Genomic DNA, 25,132 nt, shown 5'->3' on the forward strand with positions numbered 1-25,132 from the left:
GGCCGTCCGACCGACTGACGTCTAGGGACGTCCAACCGACCGATGCTTGCAGGCCGTCCAACGACCGACGTCTAGGGACGTCCAACCGACCGACGCCTGCAGGCCGTCCAACCGGCTGACGTCTACATGCGGCCCTTCGCGGCCTTCGCCGCCGCCTTCGTCTCCTGCTTGTGCGCCCGGACCTTCGCCAGGGACTCGGGCCCGGTGATGTCGGCCACGGACCGGAACGACCGCGCCTCTCCGTAGGGACCGGCGGCCTCCCGCCATCCCTCGGGCCGTACGCCGAGTTGCTTGCCGAGCAGCGCGAGGAAGATCTGCGCCTTCTGCTTGCCGAAGCCGGGCAGGTCCTCCAGCCGCCCGAGCAGTTCCCGCCCGCTGCCGGCGTCGGCCCAGAGGGCCTCGGGGTCCCCGTCGTAGTGCTCGACGAGGTACTGGCACAGCTGCTGGATCCGCCTGGCCATCGACCCCGGGTAGCGGTGCACCGCCGGCTTGCGCGAGAGCAGTTCCGCGAAGGCCTCCGGATCGTGGGCCGCGATGTCGTGCGCGTCGAGGTCGTCGGTGCCGAGCCGCTGCGCGATGGTCCACGGCCCCTTGAAGGCCCACTCCATGGGGACCTGCTGGTCCAGGAGCATCCCGATCAGCGCGGCGAGCGGGCTGCGCCCGAGCAGCGCGTCGGCCTCGGCATCCTGGGCGAGGTGAAGGGTGACGTCCATGACCCGATGGTCGCCCGGCGGCGCGCGGACCGCAGCCGGGCCCGCCCGCCTGTCACGGCACTAGCCTGCGTGCCGTGACCCCTGACGATCTCATCGCCCACTACGGTCTTGGGCCCATCCCGCGCGAGGGCGGACGGTTCCGCCGGACCTGGACCGGGCCGGCCCGACCCGACGGGCGGCCGGAGGGCACCGCCATCGTCGCCCTGCTGACCGCCGCCCCCGACGACTACTCGGCCCTGCACCGCCTCCCCGCCGACGAGGTCTGGCACTTCTACCTCGGCGACCCGCTGGAGCTGCTGCTCCTCGCCCGCGACGGCACCGCTCGCACGGTCGTGCTCGGACCGGACGTCCTCGGTGGCCAGCACGTGCAGTTCACCGTGGAGGCGGGCACCTGGATGGGCGGCCGGGTCGTCGCGGGCGGGTCGTGGACGCTCTTCGGCTGCACCATGGCGCCGGGCTTCACCGACGAGGCGTACGAGCACGGCGACGCCGCCGAGCTGATCGCGCGCCACCCGGCAGAGGCGGCCCGCATCGCGGAGCTGTGCCGGCCGTGAGCGGGCTGCTGGAAGGGCAGGTGGCCCTGGTGACGGGGGCGGGCGGCGGCATCGGGCGCGGTATCGCGCTGCGGTTCGCGCAGGAGGGCGCGGCGGTCGCCGTGCACTGCCGTACGTCGGTCGAGGCGGCGCACGAGGTGGCCGACCGGATCCAGGGCGCCGGCGGCCGGGTGGTGGTGCTCCGGGCGGACCTGACCGTCGAGGAGGAGTGCCGGCGTCTGGTGGCCGAGGCCGCCGAGTGGGGCGGCGGGCCGCTGACGGCACTGGTCAACAACGCGGCGGTGCAGCCGGTGCAGGAGCTGGCCGGGATGACCGCCGCCGAGTGGCGGGCCGTCGTCGACGCCAACCTCACGAGCGTGTTCGCCTGCACCCAGGCGGCCGTGGAGGTGATGCGCGCGGCGGGCGGCGGCACCGTCACCCACATCGCCTCCATCGAGGCCACGCATCCGGCCCCGCAGCACGCCCACTACTGCGCGTCCAAGGCGGCCGTAGTGATGCACGCGCGCTCGGCCGCCCTCGAGTACGGGCCGTACGGTATCCGCGTCAACACCGTCTCCCCCGGCCTCGTCGACCGGCCGGGCCTGGCGGAGGACTGGCCGGAGGGAGCGCGCCGCTGGCAACAGGCGGCGCCCACCGGCCGGTTGGGGCGTCCGGAGGACATCGGCGACGCCTGCGTGTTCCTGGCCTCGCCCCTCGCCTCCTGGATCACGGGTCACGACCTGGTGGTGGACGGCGGGGTGTCGGCCCGGCCCACCTGGTGACCCGGCCGACGGCGATGACGGACAACTCGGCCGTCGGCCGCCGGGGTCGGGGCGCGCGCCGGTGAGAAGAGGGCCCGCCGCGTCCGTACGTAACCGAGACCCGGAACCGGCGGACACGGGAGACGTGGCGTGGACGGAGGACGTGTGGACAGGGGGAGCCGGGGCGTGGACCGGCACCGGGGACGGCTGCGCCACCTCGCGCCGGCCCTGCTCGTCACCCTGCTGCTGCTCCTCGCGGGTGCCGGTCCGGCCTCCGCGCACGCCGCGCTGAAGGGCACGGACCCGGCGGACGGCAGTGTGCTGAGGACGGCGCCGAGGGCGGTCACCCTCACCTTCACCGAGTCGGTCGGTCTGCTGGACAACTCCATCCGCGTGTTCGACCCCGAGAACCGCCGGGTTCACACCGGCGAACAGGAACACGCGGACGGCCGCTCGGACACGGCACGCGTCAGACTCCCCGGCCTCAAGCACGGCACGTACATCGTGGCCTGGCGGGTGGTGTCGGCCGACAGCCACCCGGTGTCCGGCGCGCTCACCTTCTCCGTCGGCGAGCGCTCGGCGACCACGGCGGCCCTGCCGGACGACGAGGCCCAGGACGCCGCCTCCACGGGGCTCTGGAACGCGGCCCGCTACATCGCCTACGGCGGCCTCGTGCTGCTCCTCGGCGCCGTCGCGTTCACCATGGTCACCGGCGTGGCCGCGCCACGCGGACTGTGCCTGGGCGGCTGGTGGACGCTGCTCGCCGCCACGCTCGCCCTGCTGCTGCTCCGGGGCCCGTACGAGCGCGGCAGCGGCCCGGCGGCGGCCCTCGACCCCTCCCTGCTGGAGGAGACGGCGACGAGCCGACCGGGCCTCGCGCTGCTGGTGCGGGTGGCGCTGCTGGCGGTGGCGGCACCGGTAGCGGCACGGGCCGGGGTGCTGCGCGCACCGGCCGACGGGCGGGGCCCAGCGGGTTCCGGCCGGGTCCGGTTCGCGATCGTGAGCGTTCTGTCGCTCGGCCTCGCGCTGACCTGGGCGGTGGCGGAGCACGCGTCCGCCGGGATCCAGGTGCCGCTCGCCATGACCTCCGCCGTGCTGCACCTGCTGGCCATGGCGGTGTGGCTGGGCGGCCTCGCGGCCCTGGTGACCGTGGTGCAGCGCACGCCCGAGGAACTGACCGCCCCCGCGGTCGCCCGCTTCTCACGGCTGGCGTTCGCCGCGGTCGCCGTCCTGGTGGCCACCGGCACCTACCAGTCCTGGCGCGGCCTGGGCTCCCTCGACGCGCTCACCTCGACGCCGTACGGCAGGCTGCTCGTCGCCAAGCTGGCCGCGGTCGCCCTGCTGCTCACGGCGGCGGCCTGCTCCCGCCGCCTCACGGCACGGCTCGCGGTACCGGCCGGGGAGGTTCCGGCGCCGTCGGAGCGGGTGCGGGAGACGGTGGGTGCGGCCACGGGGGACGTCGGCGCCGGGCACGGACGGGACGCCTCGGACATGCAGCGGGACGCCGCGCGCGTACAGGGCGTACGGGACATCGTGGACGTACGGACCGACACGGACGCATGGACCGACATGGACGTACGGACCGACACGGACGCATGGACCGACATGGACGTACGGACCGACACGGACGTACGGACCGCCCCGGCCCCCGAGGACGCACCGAAGGATCCCAGGTCCGGAACCGGCACACAGGCGCCCCACCTGAAGGCCCTGCGCCGTTCCGTGCTCGCCGAGATCTCCCTCGGGGTCGTCGTCCTCGCACTCACCACCCTGCTCACCGGCACCGAGCCGGGCCGGGCCGCCGAGGAGGCGGCCGCGTCGACGGCGGCGGCGGAACAGCCCCTCGGCTCCGCCACGGTGATCCCCTTCGACGTGGGCACCCCCGGCGGGCACGGCAAGGTGCAGATCGAGCTGACGCCCGGCCGGGTGGGCGAGAACGGGGTACAGGCGTTGGTCTTCGGGCCCGACGGCGGCATCGCGACGGTCCCCGAACTCCGGCTCACCTTCACCCTCGAGGGCCGGGGCGTCGGCCCGCTGGACGCCCGGCTCGTCGACCGGGGCGGCTACTGGGCCACCGACACCCTCAACCTCCCGCTGCCGGGCCGCTGGACGATGAAGGTGACGGTCCGCACCAGCGACATCGACCAGGTCACGGTCTCGAAGACGGTACGGATCGGCTAGCGGAGCTACCGGTTCCGCCGCTGCCGAGCACTGGCTCCGCAGCGGCCGGTAGATAGATGCTGTCTGAAACTGTTTACTTTCTTTGCCGGAACCTGTCCTGGCGGACGGTCGTTGTAAGCACTTCCGATCAACGGCGTGTCGGTCACGTTTCAAAAACGGGCCCCCGGCGGCTCTTGACGTATGAGCGGACATTCGCGTCTTATGACGCCCACGATGTTTGGTCAAGTTGGATTCTGATCGTTTCTGACCCCTCGATCGGAGCCAGCCGGGACCCACTGCCCTCAGGAGCCGACATGCCACACTCACCCTCCGGTCTCTCCCTCCCCGGCCCGAGCCGCCGCACCCTGCTGCGCGGGATAGGCGGCGCCGCAGCGCTGAGCGCGGCCGTGCCCCTCCTGAGCGCCTGTGCCGGCAGCAGTGGCTCCGGCGGTGACGCGAAGACCGTCACCCTGGGCTCCAACGCCTCGGACGCGGTGCCGAAGAAGGCGTTCGCCGACATCTACGCGGCCTTCCAGAAGAAGGACGGCATCACGGTCGCGGTGAACACCAAGGACCACAACACGTTCCAGGAGCAGATCAACTCCTACCTGCAGGGCACGCCGGACGACGTGTTCACCTGGTTCGCCGGCTACCGCATGCAGTTCTTCGCGGCCAAGGGCCTCGCCTCCCCGATCGACGACGTGTGGCAGACGATCGGCGGGAACTTCCCCGACGCGATGAAGCAGCTCAGCAAGGGCGAGGACGGCAAGTACTACTTCGTGCCGCTGTACACGTACCCGTGGGCGATCTTCTACCGCAAGAGCGTCTTCCAGCAGCACGGCTACAAGGTCCCCACCACCTGGGACGAACTCGTCGCGCTGTGCAAGCAGATGCAGAAGGACAACCTGGTCCCGATCGCGTTCGGTGACAAGGACGCCTGGCCCGCGATGGGCACCTTCGACCAGATCAACTTCCGCCTCAACGGCTACGACTTCCACAAGTCCTTGATGGCGGGCAAGGAGTCCTGGACCGACGCCAAGGTGAAGGCCGTCTTCGACCACTGGGCCGAGCTGCTGCCCTACCACCAGGACGGCGCCGTCGGCCGCACCTGGCAGGACGCCGCGCAGACGCTGGTGTCCAAGAAGGCGGGCATGTACCTGCTGGGCTCCTTCGTGGCGCAGCAGTTCACCAACAAGGCCGATGTCGAGGACCTCGACTTCTTCGCCTTCCCGGAGATCAACTCCGCCTACGGCCAGGACACCGTCGAGGCGCCCACCGACGGCTTCATGCTCTCCAAGAGCCCGAAGAACCACGCGGGTGCGGTGAAGCTGCTCGAGTACCTGGGCACCCCGGACGCCGAGGCGATCTACCTCAAGTCCGACCCGAGCGTGGTGGCCGCCTCCAGCAAGGCCGACACCTCCTCGTACACGGCGCTGCAGAAGAAGGCGTACACGATGATCTCGGGCGCCAAGAACCTGACGCAGTTCATGGACCGCGACAGCCGCCCGGACTTCACCTCCACGGTGATGCAGCCCGCGCTGCAGAACTTCGTCCGTAACCCCAAGGGCGTGGACAGCATCCTGTCGTCCATCGAGCGCCAGAAGAAGACGATCTTCGCGTCCTCATGAGCATCGAAACCGGCATCCAGAACCCGGAGGCGGCCGAAGTGCCGCCTCCGGGCGGCGCGCACGCCCAGAAGAAGACCAAGCGCGCCCCGCAGGGGCACAACCGCCTGCTCACGCGCCGCGACCGCATCACCCTGGGTCTGATGGCGGGCGTTCCCACGATCCTGCACGTCGCGCTCGTGTGGGTGACGGCCCTCGCCTCCGTCGCGCTGGCCTTCACCACCTGGGACGGCATCGGGTTCGACTCGATCAAGTGGGTCGGGCTGCAGAACTTCAAGCAACTGTTCACCGACAACCCGCAGTTCTGGCCCGCGGTCGAGCACAACATCATCTGGTTCGTCGTGCTCATCCTGATCCCGACGCCGATGGGCCTGTTCCTGGCCGTGCAGCTCGACAAGAAGATCCGCTTCAGCCGCATCTACCAGACCGCGTTCTTCCTGCCCGTCGTGGTGTCGCTGGCGGTCACCGGGTTCGTCTGGCAGCTCGTCTACAACCCGGACACCGGCCTGATCAACAGCCTGATCGGGGCCAACAAGCCCGGGCACTACATCGACTGGATCGGCAACCCGCACCTGAACCTGTGGGCCGTTCTGGTCGCGGCGTCCTGGCGGCACACCGGCTACATGATGATCCTCTACCTGGCCGGTCTGAAGGGCGTCGACCCATCGCTGCGGGAGGCCTCCGCGCTGGACGGCGCCAACGAGTGGCAGACGTTCAAGAACGTCATCTTCCCGACGCTGCGGCCCACCAACACCGTCGTCCTGGTCGTCACCATCATCGAGGCGCTGCGCGCCTTCGACCTGGTGTTCGTCTTCAACAAGGGCGCTCAGGGCACCGAGCTGCTGTCGATCCTGATCACCAACAACATCATCGGAGAGTCCAGCCGGATCGGATACGGGTCGGCCATCGCGGTCGTCCTGCTGGTCATCTCGCTCGCGGTCATCATCCCGTACCTGATCGCGACCTTCCGGAAGGAGCGGCGCGCATGAGCACCCCCACCGTCGCGCTCGCTGCCAAGCAGCGCACCCCCGTCCGCCCGGCCAGGGTCCTGCTGCACGTGTTCCTCGTCGTCACGTCGCTGGCCTGGCTCGGACCGCTGCTGTGGGCGATCTTCGCGGCCCTGCGCCCGTACTCGGAGACCAGCACCAAGGGCTACGTCTCCTGGCCGGACAAGCTGAGCTTCGACAACTTCAAGAACGCGTTCGAGCAGTCCGACATGATGCACTACTTCGGCAACACGCTGCTGATCGCGGTGCCCGCGGTACTGCTGACACTGCTGTTGTCGTCGATGGTCGCGTTCTACGTCAGCCGCTTCGACTTCCGGTTCAATATCGCGCTGCTGCTGGTGTTCACGGCCGGCAACCTGCTGCCGCAGCAGGTCATCATCACCCCGCTGTACCGCATGTACCTGCTGATCGACCTGCCGGGCATCACGGTCAGCGGCAAGCTGTACGACTCCGCGCTGGGCCTGGTGCTCATCCACGTGGCGTTCCAGTCCGGGTTCTGCGCGTTCGTGCTGAGCAACTACATGCGGATGCTGCCGCACGAGCTGACCGAGGCCGCCCTCGTCGACGGCGCGTCGGTGTGGCGGATGTACTGGCAGATCGTGCTGCCGCTGTGCAAGCCCGCGATGGCGGCCCTGGCGACGTTGCTGTCCATCTGGATCTACAACGACTTCTTCTGGGCCATCGTGCTGATCTCCACCGGCGCGAACATGCCGATCACCTCGGCCCTGAACAACCTGTCCGGGCAGTACTTCACCGACCCCAACCTGGTCGCCGCCGGCGCGCTGCTCACCGCGATCCCCACGCTGATCGTGTACTTCGTGCTCCAGCGCCAGTTCGTCAGCGGCCTGACCCTGGGCGCCAACAAGGGCTGACCGACCCTTATTTTCCGAGAAGAGAACCACTGTGCCCCACCCCTTCACGCCGCTCGCCTCCGTGCCCGTGGACGTCGCCCGCGCCCGGGTCCACGAGGAGGGCTGGCAGTCCTGGAGCCCGAGCGGCGCCTACGCCCTCGGTGAGAAGCCGCACCGCCCGGCGAACGACAACTGGGCGACCGTCTGCTACCGCCCCGGCCGCACCGTCCCCGCCGGCGCCTTCCAGGGCGAGGGGCTGCTGGCGCTGGACCCGGGCGACGGCACGCCGGTCAGGCTGTGGGCGGCGACGGACCCGTACCGCACAGTGCCCTCCATCCGTCTGGAGGTGCACGGCGACCGGGCCGAGGTGAGCGCGGACGGGCCCGTGGAGGAGCTGACCGGGGAGGACCTCCAGACCGTCCTCGCCCGGTGGGCCGACGGCCTCGGCGTGACGCCGCCGCGGCCCGCGCCCACCGTGTGGTGCTCCTGGTACGAGTACTTCACCGAGGTCACCGAGGACGACATCCACGAGAACCTGCGGGCGATGGACACCCTGGACCTGCCCGTCGACGTGGTCCAGATCGACGACGGCTACCAGAGCGCCCTCGGTGACTGGCTCACCCTCTCCGGCCGCTTCCGCTCCCGTGCCGGGATCGCCGACACCATCCGGGCGCGCGGCCGCAGGGCCGGCATCTGGACGGCACCGTTCCTGGTGGCCCCGGACAGCGAACTGGCCACCACCCACCCCGACTGGCTGGTCCGGGACACCGAGGGCGCGCCCGTGCACGCGGGCCGCAACTGGGGCCACGACCTCTACACCCTGGACACCACCCACCCCGACGCGGCGGCCTACCTGGCGCACGTCTTCGCCACCCTGCGCACCGAGGGCTACGACTACTTCAAGGTCGACTTCCTCTACGCGGGCGCCCTGGACGGCGTTCGGCACTCCGGCGCAGACCCGCTCACGGCCTACCGCGCGGGCATCGCCCTGATCCGCGACGCCATCGGCCCCGACGCGTACCTACTGGGCTGCGGCGCGCCGATCCTGCCGTCCGTCGGCCTGTTCGACGCGATGCGGGTCAGCCCCGACACGGCCCCGCACCGCCGCCCGGAAGCGGACGACTTCAGCCAGCCCGGGCAGGACTCCGCCGAGTTCACCGGCCGGGCGCGCCAGTGGCAGCACGGCCGCCTCTGGATCAACGACCCCGACTGCCTGATGGCGCGCCCGGCGGTGGAGACCCGCGAACGCTGGGCCGCCCATGTCGAGGCCACCGGAGGCCTGATGGCCTCCAGCGACCGTCTGCTGTCCCTGGACGCGTGGGGCGTGGCCACGACCCGCCGTCTCCTCGGGGGAGGTTCCCGGTGAAGCGCACGCTGTCCCTCCCCGGCATCGCCTACGGCGGCGACTACAACCCCGAGCAGTGGCCCGAGGAGGTCTGGGCCGAGGACATGCGCCTGATGCGCGAGGCCGGGGTCACCATGGCCAGCGTCGGCATCTTCTCCTGGGCGCTGCTGGAGCCCGTCGAGGGCGTGTACGACTTCTCTCGCATGGACCGGATCCTCGATCTGCTGCACGAGAACGGCATCGCCGCCGACCTCGCCACGCCCACCGCGGCCCCGCCGGCCTGGTTCTTCCGGGCCCACCCCGAGGCGCTGCCCGTCGACCGCGACGGCCGCACCCTGTCCTACGGCAGCCGGCAGACCTTCTGCCCGTCCAGCCCCGCCTACCGCGAGGCCGCCCTGCGCATCGCGGGCAAGCTGGCCGAGCGGTACGCCGACCACCCGGCCGTCGCGATGTGGCACGTCCACAACGAGTACGGCTGCCACAACGCCGAGTGCCACTGCGACACCAGCGCGGCGGCCTTCAGGGGCTGGCTGCGCGCCAAGTACGGCGACGACCTGGCGGCGCTCAACCACGCCTGGGGCACCGCCTTCTGGAGCCAGTGGTACTACGACTGGGACGAGATCCTGCCCCCGCGCGCCACGGGCGCCGTGCCCAACCCGACCCACCAGCTGGACTGGCGCCGCTTCTGCTCCGACGAGCTGCTGGCGCTGTACACGGCCGAGCGGGACGTGCTGCGCGCGGCGGCCCCCTCGATCCCGGCCACCACCAACTTCATGGTGAACTTCAGCTTCGAGGCGCTGGACTACTGGCGCTGGGCCCCGGAACTGGACGTCGTCTCGAACGACCACTACCTCCGCTCCACGGACCCGGAGTCGCAGATCGACATCGCGCTCAGCGGTGACCTGATGCGGTCGATGGCGGCCGGGCCCTGGTTCCTGATGGAACACTCCACCGGAGCCGTGAACTGGCAGCCCGTCAACCGCGCCAAGCTCCCGGGCGAGCTGCGCCGCAACGCGCTCGCACATGTGGCGCACGGCGCGGACGGCATCGCCTACTTCCAGTGGCGTGCCTCCAAGGCGGGCGCCGAGCAGTGGCACTCGGCGATGCTGCCGCACGCGGGCACGGACAGCCGGATCTGGCGGGACGTGGTCCGCCTGGGCGCGGACCTGAAGGCGCTCGCGGAGGTGCGCGGCAGCACCGGCACCGCCGAGGTCGCGATCGTCTGGGACTGGAACGCCCGCTGGGCCCTGGAACTCCCCTCCCAGCCCAGCGCCGACGTCCGCTTCGCGGACCTCGTGCGTGCCTGGTACGAGCCGCTGTGGCGCGCGGGCGTCGCCGCCGACTTCGTCCGCCCCGACGCGGACCTGTCGCCGTACCGTCTCGTCCTGGCGCCCAGCCTGTACCTGGTCGACGACGCGGGCGCGGCGAACCTCACTGGGTTCGCGGAGCGCGGCGGAACCCTCGCCGTGGGCTTCCACAGCGGTGCGGTGGACGAGAACTGCCATGTCCGGCTGGGCGGTTACCCCGGAGCCTTCCGTGAGGCGCTGGGGGTCAGGTCGGACGAGCTGTTCCCGCTGCTGCCGGGCGAGTCGCTGGCGCTGAGCGGCGGCGGGACGGCCACCCTGTGGTCGGAGCGGCTGCGTCTGGAGGGCGCCGAGGCCGTGTCGTCGTACGAGGAGGGCCCCCTTCAGGGCGTGCCCGCGGTGACGCGCCACGCCCACGGCGAGGGCACCGCCTGGTACCTGGCCACCCGGCCCGACCCGGACACCCTGGCCGCCCTGCTGACCCGCATCCGCACCGAGGCGGGCGTGGAGCCGGTGCGGACCGCCCCGGAGGGCGTCGAGGTGGTCCGGCGGCGGGGTCCCTCGGCGGATTACCTGTTCGTCATCGACCACGCGGGCCGCGGCGCGCGGGTGCCCGTCGCCGAGGACGCGGTGGAACTGCTGACGGGGAAGCCGGTGGCCGGCTCGGTGACGGTGGAGCCGGGCGAGGTGGCGGTCGTGCGGGAGCCCCGGCGAACGTGACGCGAGCGTGATGCGACCGTAAATGGGGCCCCGGCCGGGATCGCCGGGGCCCCATGGCGTCACCGAAGCGGCTCTCACTGGGCGCGGGCGACGAGCAGGGCGACGTCGTCGTGGTCGTCGGGGTGGCGCAGACCGTGCAGCAGCAGGTCGCAGGTCTCCTCCAGCGGCCGCCAGGGCTCGTCGAGGAGGCCGAGGAGCACGTTCAGGCGGTCGTCGATGGAGTGGTGGCGGGTCTCCACCAGGCCGTCGGTGTACAGGACCAGCAGGTCGCCGGGGTCCATAGCGGTGGTGGCGGTCTCGAAGGGGATGCCGCCGACACCGAGGGGGGCGCCGCTGGGCAGGTCCAGCAGGGTCGGGGCACGGCCGGAGCGGGCCAGCGCGGGCGGCAGGTGCCCCGCGTTGGCGATGCGGCACAGCCGCCGGTGGGGGTCGTACACCACGTACAGGCAGGTGACGATGTAGTGCTCCAGATCGCAGGTGATCTTGTCGAGGTGCTGGAGCACGGCGTCGGGGGCGAGGTCGAGGTCCGCGTAGGCGCAGGTCGCGGTGCGCAGCCGGCCCATGGTGGCGGCTGCGTCGATGCCGTTGCCCATGACGTCGCCGACGACCAGCGCGGTCTTGTCGCCGGTCAGCGGGATGACGTCGTACCAGTCGCCGCCGACCTCGCTGGTGGTCTGGGCGGGCTGGTAGCGGGTGGCGAGGTCCAGGCCGGTGTGGTGCGGGGCGTGGTCGGGCAGCAGGCTGCGCTGCAGGGTGAGGGCGGTGTTGCGCACGCTCTGGTACCAGCGGGCGTTGTCCATGGCGACGGCGGCCCGGCCGGCCAGCTCGGTGGCCAGGACGACGTCGTCCTCGTCGAACGGCAGCGGGTTGCGGGTGCGCTTGAGATCGAGCGCGCCCAGCACCTCGCCGCGCGCGATCAGCGGCACCGCGAGGTAGGAGTGGACGCCGGCGCGCGCCAGGAGCGTGGTGGCCTCGGGGCTGCGGGCGATGCGCTGCAGATCGTGCTCGCCCACATGGCGGACCAGGACCGGTCGGCCGGTGTGCACGCACAGGGTGACCAGGCGGTCGCCGTCATAGGCGGCGAGGTCGCCGGGGGAGTCGGCGGCGCGCAGCGCGATGGTGGGGTGGGCCGCCTTGAGCGCCAGGGCGCGGAACAGCTCCGGGCCGCTGTCCAGTTTGCCGGTACGGCGGAAGGCGAGGGCGGAGTCGAGGACGTCCACGGCGACCACGTCGGCCAGCTCGGGTGAGGCGACCTCGGCGAGCTCTCGGGCGGTCTGCTCCACCTCCAGGGTGTTGCCCACGCGGGCGGAGGCGTCGGCGATGAGGGCGAGGCGGCGCCGGGCCCGGTCCGCCTCGGTGGCCGCGCGGTGCCGCTCGGTGACGTCCACGACCGAGGTGGCCGCGCCGAGAACGCGTCCGCCGGGGTCCTCCAGCCGGTAGAAGGAGAGGGACCAGGCGTGGTCGTGGTCGGGGTCGGCGGGGGTACGGCCCACGTGGTACTGGTCCAGAAGCGGGGTGCCGGTGGCCAGCACCTGGTGCAGGGCGGACTCGATGGTGTCGATGTCGGCGAAGGGAACGGTCTCCCGCAGATGGCGGCCGATGTGCTCCTCGGCGGGAATGCCGTCGATGCGCTCCAGGGCCGGGTTCACCAGGAGGTAGCAGAGGTCGGGGTCCATGAGGGCGAGGCCGATCGGGGACTGGTTGACCAGCCGCTCGCACAGCGCCAGGTCGGTCTCCAGACGCTGCAGGATGGTGTGGTCGGCGGCGATGCCCAGGGCGTAGACCTCCCCGCGGTCGTTCCACAGCCGCATGTTGCGGAACTCCATCAGCCGGGTGTCGCCGGTCTTGTGCCGGATCGGGAAGGCACCGGCCCAGCTCCGGCCGGTCTCCATCACCTCGGTGAAGAGGCTCAGCACGGTCTGGAAGTGCTCCGGGTGGACCAGCAGCCGCGCCGCGAACTGCCCGAGCGCCTCCTGCGGGGTGTAGCCGAACAGTTCCTGGGCCTGCGGGCTCCAGAAGACGATGCGCCCACTCTCGTCCAGCACCACCGCGGCGACGCTGAGCACGTCCAGCAGTCCGGTCGGCCGGGCGCGCGCGGGGCCGGACTCGTCGCCGTCCACCTGGAAGGGATCGGCTGACATCGGGACCTCCCTCCGCCTGCCGGCGCGGCATGGCGCCCTGTACCGCCACCGCTCCACGCCCGAATCAGGCTTCCGGTATCTCCATGCTGCCCCTGGGCGGGTGACCTGGACAGCCGGGAGGCCTCGACGGGATCTCGACGGGATCGGCCACGGGGATCGGCGACCGGATCTCGACGGGATCGGCGACGGGAGCCGCGACGGGCGCAGCTCCTGATGCGGGGGCGTGTTGTTGCCCGGCGGGGTCGGGGTGTTCCGGCGTCCGAGCCGCCGCCGGCCGGCCTCCGGCGCGGGGCCCGGTGCTTGGCTTCGGTCCTGGCTTCGGTTCCTGGCCTTTGCGTCCGGTGCCTGGCTTCGGTTCCTGGCCTTTGCGTCCGGTGCCTGGCTTGGGCGTTCGGCCTGGGCACCCGGCGTGGCCGTCCGGCCAGGGCGCCCGGTGCTCGGCTTGGCTGTCTGGTGCTCGGCTTGGCTGTCTGGTGCTCGGCTTGGCCGTCCCGTGCTCGGCTTGGCTGTCTGGTGCTCGGCTTGGCTGTCTGGTGCTCGGCTTGGCTGTCTGGTGCTCGGCTTGGCCGTCCCGTGCTCGGCTTGGCCGTCCGGTGCTCGGGCTCGTGTCCGGCGCCCGGCCTGGCGTCCGGGGCGGGTCGGCGCACTCTCCGCCGGTGACGACGACCCCTCCGAGGCGGCCCGGCCCCGGTGGGCCGCCTGCGGTCGATCGATTACGAGAGGGCGCCCCCACCACGGCTTCCGCGGCGCCGGGCCAGCCACAGCGTCACGGCGCCGGCACCCGCCACCAGCAGCACGGTGCGCTTGTCCCGCGCCGCCCGGGCCCCCCGTGCCGCCTTCCGCCGCAACGGCTCGGGCGCCTTCTCCTCCCACACCCGCCCGGCCTGTGACGCCTGCGCGCGGGCCTCGCCGACAGCCCGGGCCGCCTTGTCCACGACCGTGTCGGGCAGCCTGTCCTGCACCTGGTGCGCGACACCGACGGCCTTGGCCTTCAGCTCGCCGGCCTTGACCACGGCCTGCTCCTTCACCTCCGCCGCCTTCTCCTGCGCACGGGCCCTGACGTCGGTCCTGGCCACCAGCGCCTCCACCGTCTGCCCCAGCTCCTTGCGGCTGTGTTCGAGCTGCACGCGCAGTTCCTCCGTGCCCGTGGCGGTCCGTTCCTCGCGAGTCGGCTTGCTCATCGGTGCGCACTCTCCTTGATCTCGGCCAGGTCGGCCTTCACGTTCTCGATCGTCTGCTCGGGGGCGGGCGGCGCGGCCCGGCCGATCTGCTTCCTCCCGGTCACGGCCAGAGCCGCGGTGATCACACCCAGCGCCGCGGTGACGATCAGGGCGGCGGCCCACACCGGCAGCGGCACCGCGAGGGCCGCGATGACCGTGGCCACCAGCGCCTGCAGGGTGAGCAGACCGACGACTCCGGCGCCGCCGAACAGCCCGCCGCCCCTGCCGTAGCGTTCGCCCTTCTCCCTCATCTCCGCCTGTGCCAGCCTCAGTTCGCCGCGCACCAACTCCGTCAACTGCTGCGAAGCCCGTTGCACCAGCTCACTCACCGGCTCCTGACCCGAGCGGTCCACGCTGTGGTCGCGTCCGGTGTAGTGCGGCTGCGTGCTCGTCACGAAGATCACCACCCATCCGTATCGCTTCCTGCGATCGGTCTGCGCCCTGGCGCCCCGACCGTCCGGTGCGTCGGCGAGTACCCGGCTCAGGCGGTTTCAGGGCTCACAACTCGGCCACGCCGACGCCTCGTCGACCGCCAACTCGGCAATTTCCTGAACGACGGCTGCCCGATTCTGATCAAGGATTTACTATCGCCTGATTGTTTCTGGACGAACGGTGCGGATAGCGTCCCCGCCAGCAGCCTCCCTCACTCACCGGACCGTGGGCCAGGGAAGGCTGCCACGAGTGTTTCTGGTGTTACTGACGGGGGGTCAGCAACTTCCGGTCCCCGGTCGTCCGCGGCCGTACTGAGGCATGTCTCAAGTCTCCGCGCCCACGTCACACGGCGTTGACCGGTAACGACAGCGGCAGCGGTGGCTGCCGCATCGCGCCACACGTCCGCCGACACCTGTCGAAACGACGGTCACGGTCAGACCGGACCGGACCAGTCGCTTTCCATCGGCACCGCATAGAAGGGCATTTCCTTGCGCTCAAGCGCCGAACACGCGCCATCGGAGCAGCCGGGCAGCAGACCCGGACGCCGGGCGGGCTCCGCCGCGGCCGCTCTGCTGTCCGCCGCCGCACTCCTGGCGGGCGGACCGCTCACGGTGACCGCGTCCGCGGCCTCGGCCACCGCGGCCGCCCACGTCAAGCACCTGTGCGCCCATGCCACCCAGCCCGGACAGATGGCGTGCCTCGCCGAGGCCAGGACCGACATCGTCCAGCACATGACGCTCAGCCCGAACGCCACACCGTCCGGCTACGGCCCCTCGGAGCTGCAGAGCGCCTACAACCTGCCGTCGTCCACGGCCGGCTCGGGCCAAACGGTGGCGATCGTCGACGCCTACGACGACCCCACCGCCGAGTCGGACCTCGCCGCCTACCGGACCCAGTACAACCTTCCCGCCTGCACCACCGCGAACGGCTGCTTCCGCAAGGTCAACCAGACCGGCGGCACCAGCTACCCGAGCGCGGACACCGGATGGGCCGGTGAGATCTCCCTCGACCTCGACATGGTCAGCGCCGTCTGCCCGCAGTGCCACATCCTGCTCGTCGAGGCGAACTCCCCCAGCGTGTCCGACCTCGGCACGGCCGAGAACGAGGCCGTCGCCCTCGGCGCGAAGTACGTCTCCAACTCCTTCGGCGGCACGGAGGACCCGAGCGAGACCACCGCGGACGTCCAGTACTTCAACCACCCGGGCGTCGCCATCACCGTCAGCGCGGGTGACGACGGCTACGGCGCCGAGTACCCGGCCAGCTCCCCGTACGTCACCGCCGTCGGAGGCACCTCGCTCTCCCCCGCGAGCAACTCCCGCGGCTGGAGCGAGTCGGTGTGGTCCACCGACTCCGTCCACGGCACCGGATCCGGATGCTCAGCGGACGAGGCCAAGCCGTCCTGGCAGTCGGACACCGGCTGCTCCCGCCGCAGCGTCGCGGACGTCTCGGCGGTCGCCGATCCCGCCACCGGCGTCGCCGTCTACGACACCTACGGGGCCTCCGGCTGGGACGTATACGGCGGCACCAGCGCATCGTCGCCCATCGTCGCGGCCACCTACGCCCTCGCGGGCACCCCGACCGCGAACAGCTACCCCTCCTCGTACCTCTACGGCCACACAGGGGCGCTGAACGACGTCGCCACCGGCTCCAACGGCACCTGCTCACCCGCCTACCTGTGCACCGCCGGTTCCGGCTACGACGGCCCGACGGGCCTCGGCACCCCCAACGGCACCGCCGCCTTCGCCGGCGGTCCGAACACCGTCAACGCGCTGCAGCCCGGACAGAAGCTCACCTCCGGCCATCGCCTGAGCAGCGCGAACGTGACGCTGTCGATGGGCGGTGACGGCAACCTGGTCGCCTACCTCAAGACGGGCGCGGCGGGCAACGGCCCGGCGATCTGGTCCAGCCACACCTCGGGCCACTCGGGTGCGTACGCCTACATGCAGAGCGACGGCAACCTCGTCGTCTACGCCGCCGGCGGCGGCCCCGGCATCGGCGGCGCCCTGTGGTCCACCCACACCTACGGCCACTCCGGCGCCTACCTCCTGCTGCAGGACGACGGCAACCTCGTGGTGTACGGCGCCGGCGGCGGCCCGAGCACGGGCGGCTCGCTGTGGGCGGACGGCACCAACGCGCGCTCGACGACGATCGGGTCCGGCCAGAAGCTCAACGGCGGCTGGTGGACCCAGACCCGGTACACCCGTCTGGTGGTGCAGCCGGACGGCAATGTCGTGATGTACCGCAAGCGCGACGGCAAGGCCATCTGGTCCACCGGAACCTACGGTCACTCCGGCGCCTACATGTACATGCAGAGCGACGGCAACCTGGTCGTCTACGCCGCCGGCGGCGGCCCGAGCACGGGTGGCGCCCTGTGGTCCACCCACACCTACGGCCACTCCGGCGCCTACGCCCTCGCGCAGAACGACGGCAACTTCGTCGTCTACAAGAGCGGCGGCGGCCCCGGCGCCGGCGGCTCCCTGTGGGCCAGCAACACCTACACGTCGGTGCCCTGACCTCCCCCACCACCGGCCGCTGCCCCGCCCGACCGAACGGGCGGGGCAGCCGCCCGGGGGGCGTCCCCAGGCAGTTACCATGCAGCGGTGAACACCTACTGGCACGTCGTTCTGCCGCCTCTCTGCGCCTGATCGGGCGCAGACACCGGCGGTTTGATCCCCGGCCCCACCGATCCGTAATCGGTCAGGGGCCGTTGTCGTGCGCCCGTTTCGGATCCGGTCCCTGACGAATTCGACGACGGAAGTTCACGACTGTGCCGAACCGCACGACCCCTCATACCCCCGCGCGCCCGGCCACGGCCGGCTCGCGCCGCTCTCGCGCCGGCCTCCTCGGCGGCCCCGCACCCATCCTGACCTCGGCCGTACTGTGGGGCACGACCGGGACCGCCGGCTCCCTGGCCCCGGCTGGTGCGCCGGCGCCGGCCATCGGCTGCGCCGGTCTCGTCCTCGGCGGCGTCCTGCTGTTCCTCACCTCCCGAGGCGCCCGCTCCCTGCCCGCCGCCTGCACCCGCGGCCAGCGCCCGCTGCTCGTCGTGGGCGGTCTCGCGGTGGCCGCGTATCCCCTCACCTTCTACCCGGCGGTCGCCCGGACCGGAGTGGCGGTTGCCACCGTGATCGCGCTGGGCAGCGCCCCGGTCTTCGCCGGACTGCTGTCCTGGCTCACCGGACAGGCCCGGCCGACCACACGCTGGACCGGCGCGACCACGGCCGCCGTGCTCGGCTGCACCCTGCTGGTGCTCGGCCCCGAGCTCACCGGACATGCCACACCGATGGACCTGACGGGCGTCCTGCTCGCCGCATGCGCCGGACTGTCGTACGCCGCCTACTCGCTGATCGGCGGCGGGCTGATCACGCGCGGGCACCCTTCCGATGCGGTGATGGGCGTACTGTTCGGCGCGGCCGGGCTCCTCGTCCTGCCGCTCGTGCTGTTCCTCGCCCCCCACTGGCTCACCACCACCCGCGGCGCGGCGGTGGCGGTGTACCTAGCCCTGTTCACCGTCTGTCTGGCCTACCGGCTCTTCGGGCACGGACTGCGCCGTACTCCCGCGTCGGTGGCCACGTCGCTGACCTTGGCGGAGCCCGCCGTGGCAGCCGTCCTGGGTGTCACCGTCCTGGGGGAACGTCTTCCGGCCGCCTCCTGGGGCGGCCTGGCCGTCCTCGCCCTGGGCCTGGTGATCCTGACCCTCCCCGACCGCCGACGCCGATAGCCACCATGCGTTCTCCCGGTCGGGTCACATCGATATGGGACCCGACCGACCGGGACATCGCAGACGCGCTCCGAGAACCGCCAGGCGTCCCCGGAGCAGTACGGAAAAGCCGACTGGGACGGAAAGTGAGACGGAACACCACGAAGGGCCCGACCGGCGAACCGGTCGGGCCCTTCGTCTGCCCTGTCGGGCGGCTGCGGAGGATACGAGATTCGAACTCGTGAGGGGTTGCCCCCAACACGCTTTCCAAATGTTCGTCTGGGGGTTCGACGGCGCTCGGAGGCGTCCTGACCTGCGGCGGAGTGGGGCTGGGGGCAGGCGACGGACGGCGCTGGACGGGGGTGAACGAGACCAGAACCGAGACCGGGGCGCCGGGTCATACCTTCTTGACGACGATGGTGTCCGGGAGGAGTTTCTCCAGGTCGTCTACGTCCGAGGTGAAGACGGTGACCTGGCCCTTCTGCTGGCGTGCGATGACAGCGAGTACGGCGTCGATCGCGTACTTGTGGCCGTGCAGCTTGGCGTCAGCCAGGAGGCGCCGGGCCTGGCGGGCCTCGTCCTTTCCGATGTCGGCGACCTTGAGCCGGGAGAGCGCCCAGTCCCAGCGCTGCTCGGTGGTTCTGCCGTCGTACGCCTCGACCAGCGTCATGGGAGACGTCACCACCTCGGCCTCACCTCCAGCCGCGAGGTCAAGCCAGGCGATCATCTTCCGGTCGCCGCGCACGGCCAGGGACAGGGCTTCGCAGTCGAGTACGAAAACGCGCAGTGGCTGCTGCCTGTGCTCACCGGCGCGCTTCTTCACGCGGCCTCTCCGGAATCGTGTCCTCCGGGGGTGCGACGGCGCTCGTGCTCGGCGTCGAGATCGTCCAGTTCCGCGAGGGCTGCCGCGCGTTCGTCCTCGGTGACCGGCCCATGTTCCTCCTGCAGCCAGTCGACCAGCTCCAGCAGCCGGTCCCGATCGCGCTTGAATCGCAGTGCTTCGGCTACATACGCCGAAAGCCCCCGCTCAGCCGCGTCGGCGCGGATCTCGTCGAGGAGATCTTCGGGAATCGTCACCGTGACCTTCTTCGTTGCCATACAAGGGACCATACTCCTGGTGTAAGCGCCCTTACCAGGGTCTCTGAACCAGTCAGGCTCAGGAAGCGGAAGGATGCGGCGGCGCGAGATGCCACTGATGTTGCCCTTCGGGATGCGCTGTGGCGATGCGTAAGCCGCGATGCCCGTAGTGACCTGCCGCGAGTCGGACATCCAGGTGGTCGACGAGACGGACCCTTCGTTGTGGGGGCGCATCAGCGGCGAACGCATGGGCGCTACCTTGCACCGTCTCGGGCTTTTGGGCGAGTTCCGCGCCTCGGGGTCGAAGCAGGTACTGGGGGCCGGGCCGTTTGCGCGGCCCGGCCCCTACGCCAACCAGGGCCGGGGTGCCTCACCTGGTGAGCGGCTCGCTCGTGATCGCCGGGCGGACCCTGGTGAGCATCAGATCGAGGAACTGGTCGGGGTGGCGGAAGGAGGCGAAGTGGCTGGCGTTCCGGATGAGCGAGAAGTCCTTGACCGGGGCGGTGACGTCGTCGAAAAGCCGCTTCGCCGGCTCCGGCGGGGTGAGGACGTCGCCATCGCCCTGGAAGATGAAGAAGGGGAGCTGGAACATGGTGCCTTCGGCCCGCTCGTCGACGGCCACGGCTTCGAGCGCGAGCGGCTCGGAGAAGGTCATGGCCTGCAGATAGGCACGCAGACCGCGCAGGGTGTGCAGCGGTGAGAACCACAGGGAGCGGATCACCACGGTCTTCATGGTGTCGTAGGACAGCGGGTCGGTGGTGAGGACGAGCTTGTTGTACTCCGAAAGCTGCTTGACGCTCCACTGCGACTTGTCGGCGCCCATGGCGGTGACGGTGGCCAGTTCCTTCTTCTTGCCCGCCTGACGGAGCCGGGTCACCAGTGCGTGGTAGGCCGAGCGTTCCTGCCCGCCGGCGATGACGTTCTGGTCGGTGCCGACATAGGCGGAGTACAGCTCGGGGTGGTTGCGGGCCAGGCGCAGGCCGAGGACGGTGCCGAACGAGTTGGCGACCAGCAGGACCTTCCCGACGCCGAGCCGGGTGCGGACGTGCTCGGTGACCTCCAGGGCGTCGCGGTAGAGCCGGTCGAGGCTCATCTCTCCCTGTCCGGCGGGCCCGGCGGCGAAGGTGTTGCCAGCCCCGCGCATGTCCCATCGCACGATCGTGAAGTGCCGCTCCCAGGTGCGGGTGCGGGGAATGAAGACGAGGTTGGAGGCGCCGGGGCCGCCCAGGATCTCCAGGATCACCGGATTGCGCAGGTCCTCGCCGCGGATGGAGACCCACTGGTCTATGCCGCCGATGCGGACGAACCCGGACTCGTCGATGCCGTTCGGGGTGGTGATGCGCAGGCGCTTGGCGTTCGCGGTGCGCTTGAGCCGCCGGTAGCCCAGCAGGCCGGTGGCAGGTGCGGCGAGGACGGTGGCGGAGGCGGCGAGGATGATGCCGAGCATGAGTGTTCCCCCTAAACTGTTTACTGCGTAAGCGGATCGATGTGTTTAAGGTATATACAGTTATGGGTTGTGTCAATCGGCATCGCCGACCACCGTCGAGAGGGAGGGCCGCATGGCCAAGGAGAAGGCGCGTGACCTGCGCGCGGGTATCGCGCTGCTGTGGGGCGAACAGGAACAGCGGACCCGTGGACCCAAGCCGAGCCTCACCCCCCGCCGCATTGCCGAGACCGCCGTGGCCATCGCCGACGCCGAGGGCCTGGACGCCGTCTCCATGAGCAAGGTCGCCGCTGGGTTCGGTGTCTCGGCGATGGCCCTGTACCGCTACGTGCCCGGCAAGACCGAACTGGTCGAGCTGATGGTCGAGTCCGTCCTCGCCGAGGCCCCCGAGCTGTCGGCGGCGGGAAGCGGCTGGCGGCCGCAGATCACCGAGTGGGCCCGCCAGTCCGCGAAGATCCACCGGGCCCACCCCTGGCTGCTGACGGCCACCGCGATGCGCCGTCAGCTCATGGGCCCCAACCAGCTCGGCTGGCTGGACGCGGCGCTCGCGGCCCTGGAGCCCACCGGCCTGACGGCGGCCCAGCAACACCGGGTCTTCGTTCTCGTCGCCGGCCTCGTGCGCACCCTGGTCCAGCAACTGCTCGACTTCGACGAAGAGCACAGCCGGGAGTGGAACCGCCTCACCGGCGAAGTGCTCGACCGGCACGCCGACCGCTTCCCCGCCCTGACCCGTGCCATCGCCGCGGGCGCCTTCGCCCCCGACACCGTCGACCCGCTTGAGTTCGGCCTCGAGCGCATCCTCGATGGGGTCCAGACTCTCATCGATCGCGCTTAGCGAGACAGGGATCCGGTCCCGAAGCGCCTTGGCCGGGCCTGGCGCAGCCGAGCCTACGGGCTCGACAGCGGTCCCAGGTGCCTGGGGCCGCGAGTACGGGCGCAGCCTGGGTGGAACGACGAAGGCCCGGACCGCTGAAGCGGTCCGGGCCTTCGATCAAGTGCGGAGGATACGAGATTCGAACTCGTGAGGGGTTGCCCCCAACACGCTTTCCAAGTGTGCTCGCCCTCGTCGGGGAATCGTACGGAGTCATTCACCTGCGTCCATGTGCGCCCGTTGCCTTGGAGTTCGATCTGCCCTGGTACTCATCTGGACGGGGCGGTACGCGTGCGAATGAGACCAGAAGTGAGACCAGGTATTGGTCAGCACCTCGTCGTATGGCACGACGAGGTGCTGGTGGAACGTGGCAGCCTGCCGTTGGATGCCGCACTACACGGTGTCGCGCGGTCGGCGCTGCGGAAGCCGCCCGGGTCGCAGCCGCGGTCTCCGATCACGCGCTGACCGCACCGACGGCGCCGCCCTGGGCCCTTGGTCTGTCATGCCATGGGCATTGCCGGGCCTGGCTCGTGCTCGCCGGGTGGAGTTCCAGGCTTGAGGATGACGGAGGTGTAGTGGTTTGCGAAGAAGTACGAATAGGACAGGCCTTCGTCGATCCTGCCGAACTCGTTGCTCATCATGGTCATCAGTGCTGTCGTGTGGGTGCCGTCGCTGGCGTAGGCGGTGAACATCTGGTTGGGTGGCAGCCCGGTGGCTCCGATGGTGACTTCGTTGATGCCTGGGAGTGCCCGGATCAGGGCCGTGCCCTCGCCGGAGCTACCGGAGACGCGCAGGGGGAGGTTCTGCGTGCGCATGCCCAGACCCTGCCGGCCCAGGTTTTGTGTGCTGGTGGCCGGAGTGTTGCGGGCCACGTACACCAGCGCCATGGGCGACTGGCCGATGGGGAGGGTCTTGATCACCGAGTTCGTGTGCGTGTCGATGACGTCTACCGCGTCGGAGTTCTGCAGGGCGACGTAGATCCTGGTGTTGTCGGGGCTCGGCCAGATGCCGTGGGGGCCGTGGCCGTGGTTGTGGATGGTCTTCACCAGCTTGGGCGGCGCCCCGGTCTTCGATCGGCGGTACACCAAGGTCTCGTCCAGTCCGCCGACGGTCATGTAGGCGTAGTCGACGCCGTCGACGGTGACGAAGTTGGGGTGGTTGGTGCGCGGCCCCGTGTTCATCACCGACTCCACACGGAAGGTTTGTGCGTTGACCACAGCGGTGGTCACGCCGTTGACGGGCATGCCGAGCCAGATGTCCCGGCCGTCGGGTGAGATGGCCTCGTCGGAGGACCCACCCGCCTGTTCGGGGATCGGCAGGCTCTTGATGATCCGGCGGGAGGCCACATCGATCTTGTCCAGCCTCGAGGCGCGCAGGTGGTTGACGTAGGCGTATTTGCCGTCGGGGCTGAAGACCACCTTCGACGGCCCGTCTTCGCTGTGGATCCGGTCGACCTCCTTGCCGGCCCGCCAGTCGAGCACCGAGATGTAGTCCAGGCCGCGCACCGCCACCCACAGCCGCGTTCCGTCCGGCGAGAAGAATCCCTCGTGCGGCGCCCGGCCGACGTATATGGTGCGCACTACCTTGTTGGTTGCGGTGTCAATGATATGGACGGCGTTGGTGGTCACGTCGATCACGTCGAGCCACTTCCCGTCCCGGGAGAAGCCCAGGCCGTGCACGTCGATCTCCCCGTCGTACATGGCCCCCAGCACGTCCGCGCTGGGGTCCAACCGCGGCTTGCCCAGAGCGATCGTGCCCAGCACCGTGTTCGTCGCCGGATTCATGACACTCACCGTGTTGGAGTCCTGGTCAGCGGTGTACACCCGGTCGTTCCCCGAGATCGGCTGCGCCCCGGGCAACGCCGGAGCCTGGATCAGCGTGCCCGGCACTGAGGGGCTGGCGGTCGACCCCGTACCTGGGTAGGAGGCCGCAGATTCCTGCGTCCCGGTCGTCGCGCACGCGGCGATGGACGCGTACACGGCCGCTACCGCGAACGCGCGGGCAAAGCAGGGTCTTATACCCATGTTCACTCCTTGTGGTCACGTCGTCGGCGGATAGCCCGCGTCGCAAGCTGCCAGCGGCACTTGGCTTGTGGGGACTGTGCTGTGGGGGCTCTGCCGCGTGGCGTGAGAGGTTGCGGCTGGAACTAGTCGCTGCGTTCATCAACGGCCGCTGGCGAGAGCAGCGCTTGCCAGCGTGGCGCCGGGGTCACCTCATTCGAATGCGGTCACTCGTCCTCGCACACGCGACCGGTGACGCCTGACGCCTGTCGCCCGAATCATCGGCGAGCCATAAAGGAATCTAACGGACACTTTCGACATGCTCACCTCGGCCGGAGGTTTTCACTCGGACAGCCCCGTCTGTCGGTGAACGGCGGACGAATGCACGGCCGTTCAGACTTCGTGCGGTGTACGCCGAACGGGTTCACGATGGTTCACGACGGGCCGACCACCTCTGCGATCGCAGCCAGACGGGGCAGTAGTCCGCGCGGGCGACGGAGCGCGTTTTGGCCGCCGGCCTGCCCGGCCCCAGTCACGCAGTGTGAAGCGCACAAAAAGTCCGGTGGCGTTGGGGTCGGCGCGCGTGCCGAGATCTCGGCGTCGGCCTTCACGAGGTGGTCCTCCCACCCTTCCGCGGCAATGATGCTTTGCCGAAGGTTCCTGCGGAGTTCCGACGCCGTGGGCACCCGGGCCGCTGGTGCGGCCGTGGTCACCGCCGTGCTGCTCCTCATCGGCCTCGTCCGACTGGGATGGTTGCTGGCAGTCGGGGTCGCCGTCGGCCCCTTGCTGGGCTACATCCTCTCCAGGGGGCCGGGGCTGCCCGACTACAGCGACGACATCGGCAATTGGACCGACCCGCTCGGGCTGGTCAGCCTGACCGTCGAAGGCGCCCTGCTCCTGCTGTCGGTGCCGCTCTTCGTCGGAAGTTGGCGGAACCTTGATAGGCGAGCCAAATCGAAGCGGCGGCTACGAGAGCCTTTCGTAACGCGCGCCGGCAGGCTCATGCCTATGAGCATTTCAGCGATGCCAGTGGCAGCATCAGCGCCTTGCGGGATCGTGACTCCCGCTCGTAGGGCACCTTCAAGCTCTGAGGCGGGCACATGGCCACGCGGTCGGCGTAGCGACTTTGGCCGGGAGTTTCAATGACCGAGTCAAGGTCGTGGGCCGCCCCACCAGCGGGCGGCATCTCGCCTCGGAGATCGTCTGTGCCTCAGCCGAGGAAAGTCAG

Annotated in this window: 18 protein-coding genes and 2 pseudogenes; 11 read left to right on the plus strand and 9 right to left on the minus strand. The window is 70.5% G+C overall.

Annotated features, from left to right (window positions below; genetic code table 11):
* Positions 1-122: 122 nt before the first annotated feature.
* Positions 123-713 carry an HhH-GPD-type base excision DNA repair protein gene (locus ACFYZJ_RS38025; RefSeq protein WP_388576597.1) on the minus strand — a complete coding sequence of 197 codons (591 nt, stop codon included), beginning with the start codon at positions 711-713 and terminating at the stop codon, positions 123-125.
* A 74-nt stretch (positions 714-787) separates the two neighbouring features.
* Between ACFYZJ_RS38025 and ACFYZJ_RS38030 the strand changes: the two genes are divergently transcribed.
* From ACFYZJ_RS38030 to ACFYZJ_RS38040, 3 genes and pseudogenes are all read left to right on the plus strand, one after another.
* Positions 788-1,267, plus strand: coding sequence for a cupin domain-containing protein (locus ACFYZJ_RS38030; RefSeq protein WP_388576599.1), 480 nt, complete (start codon positions 788-790; stop codon positions 1,265-1,267).
* Positions 1,255-2,028 (plus strand): SDR family NAD(P)-dependent oxidoreductase, encoded by a 774-nt coding sequence (locus ACFYZJ_RS38035; protein WP_388576601.1) that lies wholly within the window; start codon positions 1,255-1,257, stop codon positions 2,026-2,028. Before ACFYZJ_RS38030 ends, ACFYZJ_RS38035 begins: the two co-directional genes overlap by 13 nt.
* Before the next feature lie 165 nt (positions 2,029-2,193).
* A pseudogene (locus tag ACFYZJ_RS38040) lies at positions 2,194-3,447 on the plus strand (copper resistance protein CopC); the annotation flags it as partial.
* Positions 3,448-3,594: 147 nt separating this feature from the next.
* Here ACFYZJ_RS38040 and ACFYZJ_RS38045 read toward each other — a convergent pair.
* A pseudogene (locus ACFYZJ_RS38045) lies at positions 3,595-4,380 on the minus strand (hypothetical protein); the annotation flags it as partial.
* 101 nt (positions 4,381-4,481) lie between these two features.
* Between ACFYZJ_RS38045 and ACFYZJ_RS38050 the strand changes: the two are divergent.
* The 5 genes from ACFYZJ_RS38050 to ACFYZJ_RS38070 are packed head-to-tail and all read left to right on the plus strand — an operon-like array spanning position 4,482 to position 11,019.
* Complete coding sequence (locus tag ACFYZJ_RS38050) at positions 4,482-5,795, plus strand: ABC transporter substrate-binding protein (RefSeq protein ID WP_388576604.1); 1,314 nt, start codon at positions 4,482-4,484, stop codon at positions 5,793-5,795.
* Positions 5,792-6,781: a carbohydrate ABC transporter permease gene (locus ACFYZJ_RS38055; protein WP_388576606.1), complete on the plus strand. Its 990-nt coding sequence runs from the start codon at positions 5,792-5,794 to the stop codon at positions 6,779-6,781. Before ACFYZJ_RS38050 ends, ACFYZJ_RS38055 begins: the two co-directional genes overlap by 4 nt.
* Positions 6,778-7,671: a carbohydrate ABC transporter permease gene (locus tag ACFYZJ_RS38060; protein ID WP_388576609.1), complete on the plus strand. Its 894-nt coding sequence runs from the start codon at positions 6,778-6,780 to the stop codon at positions 7,669-7,671. The genes ACFYZJ_RS38055 and ACFYZJ_RS38060 overlap by 4 nt, the downstream gene beginning before the upstream one ends.
* Positions 7,672-7,702: 31 nt before the next feature.
* The gene (locus tag ACFYZJ_RS38065) at positions 7,703-9,016 is read left to right on the plus strand and encodes a glycoside hydrolase family 36 protein (protein WP_388576612.1); all 1,314 of its coding nucleotides are present in this window, start codon (positions 7,703-7,705) and stop codon (positions 9,014-9,016) included.
* Positions 9,013-11,019 carry a beta-galactosidase gene (locus ACFYZJ_RS38070; protein WP_388576614.1) on the plus strand — a complete coding sequence of 669 codons (2,007 nt, stop codon included), beginning with the start codon at positions 9,013-9,015 and terminating at the stop codon, positions 11,017-11,019. Before ACFYZJ_RS38065 ends, ACFYZJ_RS38070 begins: the two co-directional genes overlap by 4 nt.
* Before the next feature lie 74 nt (positions 11,020-11,093).
* Here the strand turns inward: ACFYZJ_RS38070 and ACFYZJ_RS38075 are convergent, their stop codons facing one another.
* The 3 genes from ACFYZJ_RS38075 to ACFYZJ_RS38085 form a co-directional block, all read right to left on the minus strand.
* Positions 11,094-13,160: a SpoIIE family protein phosphatase gene (locus tag ACFYZJ_RS38075; RefSeq protein ID WP_388576617.1), complete on the minus strand. Its 2,067-nt coding sequence runs from the start codon at positions 13,158-13,160 to the stop codon at positions 11,094-11,096.
* Between the two features lie 713 nt (positions 13,161-13,873).
* On the minus strand, positions 13,874-14,341 hold the full coding sequence (locus ACFYZJ_RS38080; protein WP_388576619.1) for a DUF3618 domain-containing protein: 468 nt from the start codon (positions 14,339-14,341) through the stop codon (positions 13,874-13,876).
* Positions 14,338-14,709 carry a phage holin family protein gene (locus ACFYZJ_RS38085; RefSeq protein WP_388576645.1) on the minus strand — a complete coding sequence of 124 codons (372 nt, stop codon included), beginning with the start codon at positions 14,707-14,709 and terminating at the stop codon, positions 14,338-14,340. The genes ACFYZJ_RS38080 and ACFYZJ_RS38085 overlap by 4 nt, the downstream gene beginning before the upstream one ends.
* 591 nt (positions 14,710-15,300) lie before the next feature.
* On the opposite strand from ACFYZJ_RS38085, the gene ACFYZJ_RS38090 reads away from it, so the two are divergent.
* Positions 15,301-17,325 (plus strand): hypothetical protein, encoded by a 2,025-nt coding sequence (locus ACFYZJ_RS38090; RefSeq protein ID WP_388576620.1) that lies wholly within the window; start codon positions 15,301-15,303, stop codon positions 17,323-17,325.
* Between the two features lie 254 nt (positions 17,326-17,579).
* Positions 17,580-18,533: a DMT family transporter gene (locus ACFYZJ_RS38095; protein ID WP_388576623.1), complete on the plus strand. Its 954-nt coding sequence runs from the start codon at positions 17,580-17,582 to the stop codon at positions 18,531-18,533.
* Between the two features lie 376 nt (positions 18,534-18,909).
* Here the strand turns inward: ACFYZJ_RS38095 and ACFYZJ_RS38100 are convergent, their stop codons facing one another.
* From ACFYZJ_RS38100 to ACFYZJ_RS38110, 3 genes are all read right to left on the minus strand, one after another.
* Complete coding sequence (locus ACFYZJ_RS38100; RefSeq protein WP_388576625.1) at positions 18,910-19,335, minus strand: PIN domain-containing protein; 426 nt, start codon at positions 19,333-19,335, stop codon at positions 18,910-18,912.
* On the minus strand, positions 19,332-19,610 hold the full coding sequence (locus ACFYZJ_RS38105; RefSeq protein ID WP_388576628.1) for a CopG family transcriptional regulator: 279 nt from the start codon (positions 19,608-19,610) through the stop codon (positions 19,332-19,334). Before ACFYZJ_RS38105 ends, ACFYZJ_RS38100 begins: the two co-directional genes overlap by 4 nt.
* A 349-nt stretch (positions 19,611-19,959) precedes the next feature.
* Complete coding sequence (locus ACFYZJ_RS38110) at positions 19,960-21,036, minus strand: alpha/beta fold hydrolase (RefSeq protein WP_388576631.1); 1,077 nt, start codon at positions 21,034-21,036, stop codon at positions 19,960-19,962.
* Between the two features lie 112 nt (positions 21,037-21,148).
* On the opposite strand from ACFYZJ_RS38110, the gene ACFYZJ_RS38115 reads away from it, so the two are divergent.
* On the plus strand, positions 21,149-21,868 hold the full coding sequence (locus tag ACFYZJ_RS38115) for a TetR/AcrR family transcriptional regulator (RefSeq protein ID WP_388576634.1): 720 nt from the start codon (positions 21,149-21,151) through the stop codon (positions 21,866-21,868).
* 536 nt (positions 21,869-22,404) lie between these two features.
* Here ACFYZJ_RS38115 and ACFYZJ_RS38120 read toward each other — a convergent pair.
* Complete coding sequence (locus ACFYZJ_RS38120) at positions 22,405-23,928, minus strand: beta-propeller fold lactonase family protein (protein ID WP_388576637.1); 1,524 nt, start codon at positions 23,926-23,928, stop codon at positions 22,405-22,407.
* Between the last annotated feature and the right edge of the window lie 1,204 nt (positions 23,929-25,132).

Source organism: Streptomyces sp. NPDC001848, from assembly GCF_042891915.1.
Classification (GTDB): domain Bacteria; phylum Actinomycetota; class Actinomycetes; order Streptomycetales; family Streptomycetaceae; genus Streptomyces.